General features: G+C 29.4%; 10 protein-coding genes. 8 read left to right on the top strand and 2 right to left on the bottom strand.

Annotated elements, in window-relative coordinates:
- Positions 1-177: 177 nt before the first annotated feature.
- Positions 178-2,715 (bottom strand): hypothetical protein, encoded by a 2,538-nt coding sequence (locus QM536_08085; GenBank protein MDI9356962.1) that lies wholly within the window; start codon positions 2,713-2,715, stop codon positions 178-180.
- Positions 2,716-2,823: 108 nt separating this feature from the next.
- On the opposite strand from QM536_08085, the gene QM536_08080 reads away from it, so the two are divergent.
- From QM536_08080 to QM536_08045, 8 genes are all read left to right on the top strand, one after another.
- Positions 2,824-3,717 (top strand): M23 family metallopeptidase, encoded by an 894-nt coding sequence (locus QM536_08080; GenBank protein ID MDI9356961.1) that lies wholly within the window; start codon positions 2,824-2,826, stop codon positions 3,715-3,717.
- A gap of 24 nt (positions 3,718-3,741) precedes the next feature.
- A complete protein-coding gene (locus QM536_08075; protein ID MDI9356960.1) occupies positions 3,742-4,152 on the top strand; it encodes a polymer-forming cytoskeletal protein in 411 nt (136 codons plus the stop codon).
- A 569-nt stretch (positions 4,153-4,721) separates the two neighbouring features.
- Positions 4,722-5,012 carry a hypothetical protein gene (locus QM536_08070; GenBank protein MDI9356959.1) on the top strand — a complete coding sequence of 97 codons (291 nt, stop codon included), beginning with the start codon at positions 4,722-4,724 and terminating at the stop codon, positions 5,010-5,012.
- A 35-nt stretch (positions 5,013-5,047) separates the two neighbouring features.
- The gene (locus tag QM536_08065) at positions 5,048-5,887 is read left to right on the top strand and encodes a prolyl oligopeptidase family serine peptidase (GenBank protein ID MDI9356958.1); all 840 of its coding nucleotides are present in this window, start codon (positions 5,048-5,050) and stop codon (positions 5,885-5,887) included.
- A 153-nt stretch (positions 5,888-6,040) separates the two neighbouring features.
- On the top strand, positions 6,041-6,595 hold the full coding sequence (locus QM536_08060; protein MDI9356957.1) for a hypothetical protein: 555 nt from the start codon (positions 6,041-6,043) through the stop codon (positions 6,593-6,595).
- The gene (locus QM536_08055; GenBank protein ID MDI9356956.1) at positions 6,595-7,053 is read left to right on the top strand and encodes a nucleoside deaminase; all 459 of its coding nucleotides are present in this window, start codon (positions 6,595-6,597) and stop codon (positions 7,051-7,053) included. The genes QM536_08060 and QM536_08055 overlap by 1 nt, the downstream gene beginning before the upstream one ends.
- A gap of 6 nt (positions 7,054-7,059) precedes the next feature.
- Positions 7,060-8,250 carry a tryptophan synthase subunit beta gene (trpB, locus tag QM536_08050; GenBank protein MDI9356955.1) on the top strand — a complete coding sequence of 397 codons (1,191 nt, stop codon included), beginning with the start codon at positions 7,060-7,062 and terminating at the stop codon, positions 8,248-8,250.
- A gap of 16 nt (positions 8,251-8,266) precedes the next feature.
- Positions 8,267-9,223, top strand: coding sequence for an SDR family oxidoreductase (locus QM536_08045; GenBank protein ID MDI9356954.1), 957 nt, complete (start codon positions 8,267-8,269; stop codon positions 9,221-9,223).
- A gap of 10 nt (positions 9,224-9,233) precedes the next feature.
- On the opposite strand, the gene QM536_08040 is transcribed toward QM536_08045, so the two are convergent.
- Positions 9,234-10,898, bottom strand: a complete 1,665-nt coding sequence (locus tag QM536_08040) for an alpha-amylase family glycosyl hydrolase (GenBank protein MDI9356953.1) — start codon at positions 10,896-10,898, stop codon at positions 9,234-9,236.
- Between the last annotated feature and the right edge of the window lie 86 nt (positions 10,899-10,984).

Below are 10,984 nucleotides of genomic sequence, written 5' to 3'. Positions count from 1 at the left end.
CTCTATACTTTTATTTAACTACCATTCGCAAAAATATAATAAAATTTCACTCCTTTACATTCTAAAAAATGTTACCATACATTTTTTGAGGATAATGTTTGCGTAGGGTGGGTAAGTAATTTCATATCTATAGGAAAAAATATCTACATTTTTCTGATATATTTTTGCTGCGTTTACTTAATAGTGTTTTTTGAAAAAATCTATATATTCTTCTATTCCCTTTGTTTGGTATAATTTTGTAAAATTATCTTTATTTATCACAAAATACTTCATTACGTATTGAGTATATTCTTTTTTGGAAAGAGGATTTTGTGATAAAAAAAGAGAGTAGAATGTGAGGGATTCTGTTTTATCGGGAAAAGAACTCACAAATAGAGCAATATTTTTAGTATCTATTATAAGGTTACCCAAAGAAACATTTTCATTTTTGAGAGAATCTTTTATAAATGTTTCTATCATGTTCGGGAGAGTTTCATTGAGTTCATTGAGGTGAGGATACACTATTATAAAATAATGTTCTTGATTTTCATTTTCTATAAATTTTATTTTTGCACTATTAATTTTGTTTTGCTGGTGTTCTATATATGATTTGGATAGAGTTTTGGCAAATTCGATTACATCGCTTTCGGGATATTTTCGGATAAAGTTATCTAATGCTATTTGATATGTATATTCACCCTCTATTTTTCCTATGAGCATTACTTCTAAGAGTTTTGCATTATCTATAAAACTATTTTCGGGATAGGTATTCACCCCTGCTTGCAAGAGAGTAAGTGCTTCGTTATAGTTATCGTTTTTATAAAGAATATATGCTTTGCTATATATATGAGATAATTTTTTTCCTGCTTCATCAATATCTTCTCGGTATCGGGGATTATCTACTAATTTTGCAAAGATAGATTTGGGAAATTCTTTTTTGATTTTTTGTTTATAAAACTCGGTTTCTTCTGTTTTGTTTTGTTCTTTTTTTAATAAAAAGATAAGGTATAATACCTCAGGAGCATATTGAGATTTGGGAAAACGAGTTACTAAAATAGTGTAGGTAATGATTGCATTTTCGGGTTCTTGTAGATCAAAATAGTATATATTTCCTAATGTATAATACGCTGTTTCTAGTTTTTGGTAGGATATTTTTCGTTTTTCTTCTGTGTTTGGAAGTTGTTCCCATATATCATCTAATTTTATTTCTGTGTCTTGTGTTCTATTTTCTTGAGCAATAATAGTTTCAGATTCTTCTTGAGTATTTTTTTGTTCTTGACTTACTTTTATTTTAGAAGCAATTCTCCAGTTATCTTGTAGATCTCTCTTCCCCCATTTTCTTTTAAATTCTTCTTCTCCTTTTGATACCATATCGGGTATATAAAAATACCATATTTCTGAAGCATTTATACCTATGGTTTCTTCTCTTTTTTGGGGGAATGGGTCTGTTTGAGATATATTTTTTGTTTTTTTCTTTTTGAGATTTATATTTTTTTGTCTTTCTTCTTCTTGTTGTAGGATTTTTATTTGTAGGATTTTTATTTTTGCAGCTTCTTTTCCCAAAGAAGCAAGTGCTAATATACTGTCTTCTGTTTGAATAATAGTTATTTGTTCTACAAATTTAATAAGTATCTTATGGTATTTTTCTAACTCTTCATATCCTTTGTGACTTTTAGGCATAATGGCAAGGGTACTATCATAGTATTGTTTTGCAAGAGGATAATTTTTTAATCTTTCGTAATATATTTTAGCGAGCGATAAATAAGCAAGAGATTTTTGAAGAGGTTTATTATTATCATTTGTAAGTGCAAGATTATAATTTTCAATACTTTCTTCTATGTTATTATGTTTGAGTTCAAAATTACCTTTTTCATAATAAATTCTATCTTTATATTCTTTATTTTTCGGGTCTTTCAAAAGTTTTTTAAAGTATATTCTTGTTTTTTTTATGTCTGCTTCGTTTTCAATATTTACTACAGAGCTTATATGGAGTTTACTGTAAAAAGAAAGTTCGTAGCTTTTGCTATTTTTTAATGCAAGTTTATAATTTTGATAAGAAACGGAATCATTTCCTAATAATTTATGCATCTGCCCGAGTATAAAATATATTCTTGCTTTCTCTGTTTTATTTTTTATAAAAGGAATTGCTTTTATAAGGTGTTTTGAAGCTTTGATGTACTCTTCTTGCTGTTGATAAAAATACGCACATACAAGATTATATTGCTGTATATTCGCATTATGTAATTCTTGTTGACGTATATGTTCCATTACGATATGGGCATTTTTATATTCTTTTCTATGAATATATGTTTTTATGAGCATTATAAGAGCGTCTTGCCTTTCTTTTTTTTCCCTTCCCTTTGCATTCACAAATTTGAAGGTTTCTATACTATTTTCGTATTCTAATTTATAGAGTCTCGCTTTTCCCAATATAATATAACATTTATCCCGCCATTTACTTATTTCATGATATTGAATAGCAACAGAGGATTTTTTAATAACATCTTCTAATAATGCATTATTTGGAGATATAATAGAAGAGTCAAGGATAGGATATATATCTAAAACATTATCGTAATCATTAGAAGTAGCTAGTTTTATACTATTCTCTACTTCTTGTATTCTTTCCCTTGCATAAAAGTATGCATTATAGTGAGAAGTAGTATTATGATATTCTTTTTTGAGAGAAAAAGGTTGTGATATACATTTTTGAGAGGTTATTAGCAATAAAAACATTAAAATGATGAAAAAAAAATGCATATTCACATTGTTTAGAATAAAAAAAACATATTTAAAGAAAAAAATATAATTTAATATAAAAAAAATATTTAAATAAATGTCCAATTGAAAAAGCGTAAAAATTTTTTTTCTTCCCTACAGGAAGAATATTTATTAACAATAAGGAAAACTATAAATTTAGAAGAAAAATATTCATTCGTAATTACTATACAAAAATTACTCATGATGGTATTTAGTACTTTAGGGTTTATTTTTTTATCTGCTGCTTTTTTATATTCTATATACGTAACACATCTAACGGAAACAAATCTATCCACACAAAACGCTAAAAGCATTTTAAAATTACTTCGCAAAATAGATTCATTGGAAAGAAATATATTTCAGAAAAATGTGTATATAACCAGTATAAGAAATATTTTATCGGGTAAATCTGATATTACTTTAAACGATACTTCTTTAAAAAAAATTGTATATGATGGTGCTGATTCTAAAAAAAATAATGAAAATGAATCAAAACAAGAAAAAAGTATTGATTCTACTATAAGATCAGAATTTGAAATCGTAGATAAATCTTACGATGCTTTGTACCATAATGAAAATATTACGTATAATATACCGTTTGATTTATTCAACCCTACTGATGGGATAATAATAAATAATATTTCACAAATAAAACATAATGAGATTTGCATAAAAACAAAACCAAAAGAAACAGTAAAAAGTATTGCCAACGGAGTAATTATATTTGCATCATTGACAGATGATTACGGGTATGTTATTATTATACAACATACAAATAATTTATTATCTATATATAAACACAATGCCTCTCTCTTAAAAAATGTAGGAGATATTGTTACGGGAAATGAAATTATTGCAATAGTAGGAAGTAATAATGAAATTATTTCCACAGGAAAACAAGAAGAAGGGTATTATTTACTTTTTGAAATTTGGCACGATAATAACCCAATAGATCCTAAAAAACTTATTTTATTTTAAATTAAAAATGTAACTACTAATACTATGTTCAATAATAGACGAGAAAAAGAAGAAGAAGAAACCAAATCAAGTAATTTTATTGGAAAAGGAACTATCATAGAAGGAACTATTACTTCAGCTGGATCTATGAGAATAGAAGGAAAAATAATAGGAAGTATACAGAGTAAATCCAAAATAGTTTTAGGAGAATCTTGTGAACTCCGCGGAGAAATGACTGCTGTCAGCGCAGAAATAGAAGGTGATGTTACAGGAAATATTACACTAAAAGATATTCTTATTCTGAAAAGTACCGCAAAGTTGGTAGGAGATATTACAATAAAAAAACTTGTAATAGAAAATGGAGCTTCTTTTAACGGTGCCTGCAAAATGGGCGAATTAAAAAATCAAGAAGCACAGACTAAAGTATTATCTCCTTCTGTTGATGCTAAAAAATAATGTAATGCAGCATCAATATGCACATTTAGCATATCAATTATTTATTATTATAGGAATATTTTTTTTAGGTGGGTATTGTATAGATAAGTATTTTAGTATTTCATTCCCTCTTTTTTCTATCGTATTATCGTTATTTTCACTCATAGCGTGTTTTATAACTATATATAAAAAAATTAAAAAAGAATAGATACTGAAATATTTATTTTTATGAAAAACTTATCATATGATACCTAAAGTTGATATACTCTGAAAAGTTCTTTTTACAGAATTATTCTGTTTTATCACTATTGAAAATCAAACAACTACAAGTATATCAATATCAAAAAGAATTTTTCGGAGTAAAAACAATACCTGAATAGAAATATTTTGCTAAATATACTATATATTCACATAACGTTCAATACTTTGTGTCTGTTTGCCTTCTACAAGGCTTCCATTTATCTACAAATTTAATGGGCAATAGCACAAAACAACTGTTAGCAAATCTGTTTTATAATTAATTTAACATAGAATTGTTGCTAAATATATAAAAAATAATTAACTTTGTATTAAATTTATACATAAAAACTATGATTCAAATACTTAAAATAACTGATTTTTTACCTGATTTAGCGTTTTTTTTCACCGGCGACTACTCTTATAAAGGAAGTATCGATGTAAATAAGATGCGTAAAGATATTATGGACATTTCTCATATACCTACTGCGTTTGATGATAAAGAAAATTTAAGAAATGATTTAAATAAATTCTTTAAAGATACAAATTTAGCTAAATATAAAATATCAGAAGAGTTAAAAATGGCAAAGCAAAGTAGAAAAGCACAATTAACTCGTTCAAATACTCATCAAGGGCACTCATAAACGAAATTCTTAAACTGTTTGCTAACAAATAAAAAATGAAACATTTAATACTATTTATTCTTGTTTTTTTTGTGTGCAGTCTCGTCATTGCACAAACTACTAATGTATATTCAGAACCTTCTGAACTATCTATATTTGAAAAATATTGGTTCGTCCAAAAAAAAGATACACTACCGTATCGTCTTTTACCTCCTCTCTCTTTGAAAGCAGGAGAACTGTACCCTCTTTTTATTTTTCTACATGGCTCGGGAGAAAGAGGAAAAGATAATGCATTACAGTTGAAACATGGAGGAAAATTATTTGTAAACACAAAAAATAGAGAAAATTACCCTGCGTTTGTAGTATTTCCACAGTGTCCTTTAGATAATTCTTGGGCAAACTATAAACGAAACGCTTCCGGAAAGATTTTTTTACCTTCAGATACATCTATGAGTAAATCACTTTTTTTGGCAGAAGAATTAATATATTCTCTTTTAAATAAATTTCCCATAGATAAAACACGCATTTATATAAGTGGTCTGAGCATGGGAGGATTTGGAACTTTTGACATAGTATGTAGACGACCACAGCTTTTTGCAGCTGCTGCCCCCATTTGTGGAGGGGCTGATATAACGAAACTTTCAAAAGTAACTCATATACCCATGTGGATTTTTCACGGAAAAAAAGACGATATTGTTCCTGTAGAGCTTTCTCATAAAGCATTCACAACATTGAAAACACTCGCTCCTCTCTCATCAAATGTAATATATACAGAATATCCAAAAGAAAAGCACGAAAGTTGGAATAGAGTATTTGAAGAACCGGATTATTTAGAATGGTTTTTTAAACAATCAAATAAAAATACTTATAATGGTATCCTATTTAAAACAAAATAAAAAGATTTTAATCTATTTGAATCCACTCCGAAAAATTCTCTTTTCTTTTACAAAAATATTTATCTTTATCCCTATTAATAATCAAATATATCCAAAATTATAAATGAGTCAAAAGCAATTTTTGGAAGTGGACTCAACCTATTATAATCTAAAATGAAAATAAAAAAATACATCCTTATTATTCTATTCATTCCTTTTTTCAGTTATGCACAATCCGTCAAAACAAAAATAATAGATGGAGTAGCTATCTATTTTCCAAAAGAATTTCGGAAGATGACCGAACAAGAGATAACTCAAAAATACGGATATACCACTAAAATAATAGCAGCTTACACAAATACTCAGCAAAATGTTCAAATATCTTTCAGCAAAACAGATAATACCTGGGGCAATGACAAGCAACTTGCTCAATCATTCTATAAATCTACTATTTCATCTCTGTATGATGAGGTGACATTTCTCAAAGAAGATCTTTTTACTACAAAAGAAAAAACATATATAGTTTTTGAATTTATATCATCAATAAGCGGTACAAAAAACTCTATTACTTCGGAACCAGATTTATATTTTTATAACTATATTCAATATATCATAGTAAAAGAAAAAATATTAATAGTTAACTTTTCATCACATAAATCCCAAATGGATCAATGGAAAGAAAAAATAAAACAAATAGTAAATAGTATAAACATACAAAATAAAATATAATGCTGTTATTAGAAGAGAGAGATACATATTTTATGCAAAAAGCCCTCTTGGAAGCTAAAAAAGCCCTCTTATTGGGGGAAGTTCCTGTGGGTTCAGTTTTAGTTTTTGAAAACACTATTATTGCTAAAGGGCATAATTTGACAGAAAAACTCTGTGATGTAACCGCACATTCTGAAATGATTACCCTTACAGCAGCTCAAAATTATGTCCACTCAAAATATTTACACCAATGCACTCTCTACGTTACATTAGAACCTTGTGTTATGTGTGCGGGTGCTTGTTCGTGGAGTCAACTAGGATGCTTAGTATATGGAGCAAAAGATCATAAAAAAGGCTACTCCCAAATAAACTCAAAAATACTTCATAACAAAACAAAAGTAAAAAGTATGGTAATGGAAAAAGAATGTGAAAACATACTTCGTATATTTTTTAAAGAAATAAGAAATAAAACCCACTAAAATAGAATGGAAAATAATCCTTTTCAAGTAAGTAAAGACGGATATTATGGAAAATTTGGTGGAGCATTTATCCCTGAAATGCTCCATCCTAATATATCAGAATTAAAAGACAATTATATATCTATTATTCAAAGTAGCTTATTTCAAAAAGAATACCAACTACTCATCAAGCACTATGTAGGAAGACCAACCCCCCTTTCTTATGCAAAACAACTATCTCAAAAATATAAAGCACACATATATCTAAAACGAGAAGATCTATGTCATACAGGATCCCATAAAATAAATAATACAGTAGGACAAATTCTCTTAGCAAAAGCATTAGGAAAAACAAAAATTATTGCAGAAACAGGAGCAGGACAACATGGGGTTGCCACCGCCACTGTTTGTTCCTATATGAATATGGAATGTACCGTTTTTATGGGAAAAATAGATATAGATCGTCAGCGTCTCAATGTAGAAAAAATGAAGCTACTGGGAGCTAAAGTACATTCTGTGTCAGGAGGAAGTCAAACATTAAAAGATGCAACAAATGAAGCAATGAGGTATTGGATATCAAACCCTATAGATACTCATTATATAATAGGAAGTGTTGTGGGACCACATCCATATCCCGATATAGTAACCCAATTTCAATCCATAATAGGTCAAGAAATAAAAACGCAACTCTTATCAGATTATGGGATAACTACTCCCAATTATATTATAGCATGTGTCGGTGGAGGAAGTAATGCGGTAGGGGCATTTTATAATTTTTTAGAAGACACCAACGTGCATTTGATAGCAGTAGAAGCAGCCGGACTAGGGGTAAATTCTGGAAAAACTGCTGCTACTATTCAAAATGGAACTGAAGGAATTATACACGGGAGTCGTACCTTTCTCATGCAAACAAAAGATGGACAAATAATAGAACCACATTCTATCTCCGCTGGATTAGATTATCCTGGAATAGGACCATTTCATTCATACCTTCATACCATAAAGAGGGTATCTTATTTAAACGCAACAGATGAAGAATCGTTGATTGCAGGAATAGAACTCAGTAAATTAGAAGGAATAATTCCTGCTATAGAATCTGCCCATGCTTTTGCTATACTACCTAAAATATCTTTTCATCCTTCAGATATTGTTATCATAAACCTATCTGGAAGAGGAGATAAAGATATGGAAACGTATATAAAATATGGAAAATATTAATTACGAAATATTGAATATGAAAAGAAAAAAAGTACTTATAACAGGAGCAGCGGGATTTTTGGGGTCTCATCTTTGTGATAGATTTTTAAATGATGAATTTGAAGTAATTGGTATGGATAATTTAATCACCGGAGACCTGATAAACATAGAACATCTATTCAAAGAAAAATATTTTGAGTTTTACCACCATGATGTTTCAAAATTTGTTCATGTGCCGGGAAAATTAGATTATATACTGCACTTTGCTTCTCCCGCTAGTCCTATTGATTATCTTAAAATACCAATACAAACTCTGAAAGTAGGGTCTTTAGGAATTCATAATTTATTAGGATTAGCAAAAGTAAAAAATGCACGGATTCTCATAGCATCTACCTCAGAGGTGTATGGAGATCCTCTGGTTCACCCACAAAACGAAGAATATTGGGGAAATGTGAATCCTGTTGGTCCAAGAGGAGTATACGATGAGGCAAAGCGTTTTCAAGAAGCTATTACTATGGCTTATCATACTTATCATAACTTAGAGACAAGAATAGTCCGTATTTTTAATACTTACGGTCCTCGTATGCGACTAAATGATGGGAGAGTTCTTCCTGCTTTTATATCTCAAGCTCTAAAAGGAGAAAATATAACGATATTCGGTGATGGCACACAGACAAGATCTTTTTGTTATGTAGATGATCTCGTAGAGGGTATTGTAAGATTACTTATGTCTGAGTATTCACAACCTGTAAACATTGGAACCTCCGATGAAATTACTATGAATCAATTTGCTCATGAAATAATATCTCTTACAGGGACTTCTTCTAAAATTGTTTACATGCCCTTGCCTACCGATGACCCTAAACAAAGAAGACCTGATATAGCCCGTGCTCAAAATATATTGGGATGGAAACCTTCTATTTCTAGACAAGAAGGATTAAAAACAACCCTTTCTTATTTTCAAAAAATATTACATACCCCTTCTTCTCTATAAAAGAAATAAATCATTCTATTTTTTCTAATAGTATGATATCTTTTGTAGTATAAACGTTTATTTTTCCATCTTTCACAAGAAATATTTTTTCGGAATAATGATCTCTTACTTGTGTAACATCTGGAAAAATAGAACTTATATCTAAAGATATCTCTCTACGAGGAAGATCCAAACCGATTAAAACTCTATCTTCAAAATCTGTGGAAGAATAATTTCTTTGAAAAATATACGGTGATTTACTTATTTGTTTGTGTATTCCCGCACCTACCGATGGATGTTTTTTTCTAAAAGTTCCTAATTTTTGCCAATGCTGAAGTATTTCTTGAGTAGTATTTCCATGTTTATCAGCATTTTGAGAGAGTTCATCCCAATTCATAAAAGACCTTAATACAGCATCTCCTTTTGCTTCTGTAGCATTCAGGTTTCTACCTGTTTCATCTCCATAATATATCTGAACACTTCCTGGTGTAAGAAGTAGTTTTGTTCCTGCTTCCATACATCTTTTTCTTTCTTTATCAAAAGGTTGCCCATCGTCATGGGAACTTATATAATTAAGAACCGTTTTACCTTGTAAATCTGATGATAATATTTGAGAATACTTTGTAAAGAGTGTTTCGTAATCACTATTTGCATCATTTTTAAACTCAAAGTTTATCAAAGATTTAAATCCATGATTAAAAAAATCTACTTGTTTGTTCCCAAAATCATAATATCTTTTTCCACTTATACCATATCCATATACTTCCCCCACCATGTAAAAATCATTCTCATCCAATACTAATGATGGATTATTTCTTTTCCATTCCGAAAAAGCTTTGACACACTCTTTATAAAGCTCTATCCAAACAGATTCTTCTACGTGTTTTGCAGTATCTATACGAAAACCATCAATACCTAGCTCTCTTATATAATCTGTAAGCCATTTTATAATATAGTATCGCGGTAATTTAGGATATTTTGTTTTTTGAAAAAATATATCTAATTCTTTCATCTCTTGTTCATAAACACCTTCTTTTTTCCATTTTTCTGTTAAAAAAAAAGGTAATTCAACGGGTAAATCACTTTCTGTCTTTATGTCAGGAAGATTTTTTACTAAGGTACACTTCACTGTGGATTGATAATCTTTATAAACACACTGAGGAGAAGTGCGGACCCATTCATTACCCCATACTTTATCAGAATCTGTTACGGGACCTGTATGATTTAAAACAACATCTAATACTACGCGAATCTTATTTTCATGGGCAACCTTTACCAATTTTTTTAAATCTTCAAGGGTGCCAAAATTTTTATCAAGATGTGTCCAATCTTGTATCCAATATCCATGAAATCCATAATTATCTCCCCAACCTTCATCTACTATACCTTTGTTTTGTTCAAAAATAGGAGACAACCACAAAGCTGTCACTCCCAAGTCCTTAAAATACCCTTCTTTTAATTTTTGTAAAACACCTTTTATATCCCCTCCCATAAAACCTCGTAACGGTGCAGTAGGAAGAGTTCTTTCATAATTTACATCTTGAGATGCATCACCATTAGAGAATCTATCTGTAAGTAAAAAATAAACATTTGCATTCTCCCACAAAAATAATTCCTTTTTATTGTAATTATCTTTTCTATCAAACGCCACAAAAACAATAATTATGAGAAATAAAAAAAACTTACGTGCTTTCATTTTTTTAGTTTATTGTATGAATCTCTCTTATGGGGAGTTCTAAAAATTAAATATTTGAACATCATATAAATATATGTACTTTTTAA

This window comes from Chitinophagaceae bacterium (genome assembly GCA_030053935.1).
Classification (GTDB): domain Bacteria; phylum Bacteroidota; class Bacteroidia; order Cytophagales; family JASGCU01; genus JASGCU01.
The sequence above is the reverse complement of the archived record's forward strand: the minus strand, read 5'-3'. Positions and strand labels throughout refer to the sequence as shown.

Bases quoted from the DNA above. Each gene is read 5' to 3' on its own strand.
- QM536_08085 (MDI9356962.1), bottom strand. From the start codon at position 2,715: ATGTTTTTATTGCTAATAACCTCTCAAAAATGTATATCACAACCTTTT.
- QM536_08075 (MDI9356960.1), top strand. From the start codon at position 3,742: ATGTTCAATAATAGACGAGAAAAAGAAGAAGAAGAAACCAAATCAAGT.
- QM536_08070 (MDI9356959.1), top strand. From the start codon at position 4,722: ATGATTCAAATACTTAAAATAACTGATTTTTTACCTGATTTAGCGTTT.
- QM536_08065 (MDI9356958.1), top strand. From the start codon at position 5,048: ATGAAACATTTAATACTATTTATTCTTGTTTTTTTTGTGTGCAGTCTC.
- QM536_08060 (MDI9356957.1), top strand. From the start codon at position 6,041: ATGAAAATAAAAAAATACATCCTTATTATTCTATTCATTCCTTTTTTC.
- QM536_08055 (MDI9356956.1), top strand. From the start codon at position 6,595: ATGCTGTTATTAGAAGAGAGAGATACATATTTTATGCAAAAAGCCCTC.
- trpB (MDI9356955.1), top strand. From the start codon at position 7,060: ATGGAAAATAATCCTTTTCAAGTAAGTAAAGACGGATATTATGGAAAA.
- QM536_08045 (MDI9356954.1), top strand. From the start codon at position 8,267: ATGAAAAGAAAAAAAGTACTTATAACAGGAGCAGCGGGATTTTTGGGG.
- QM536_08040 (MDI9356953.1), bottom strand. From the start codon at position 10,898: ATGAAAGCACGTAAGTTTTTTTTATTTCTCATAATTATTGTTTTTGTG.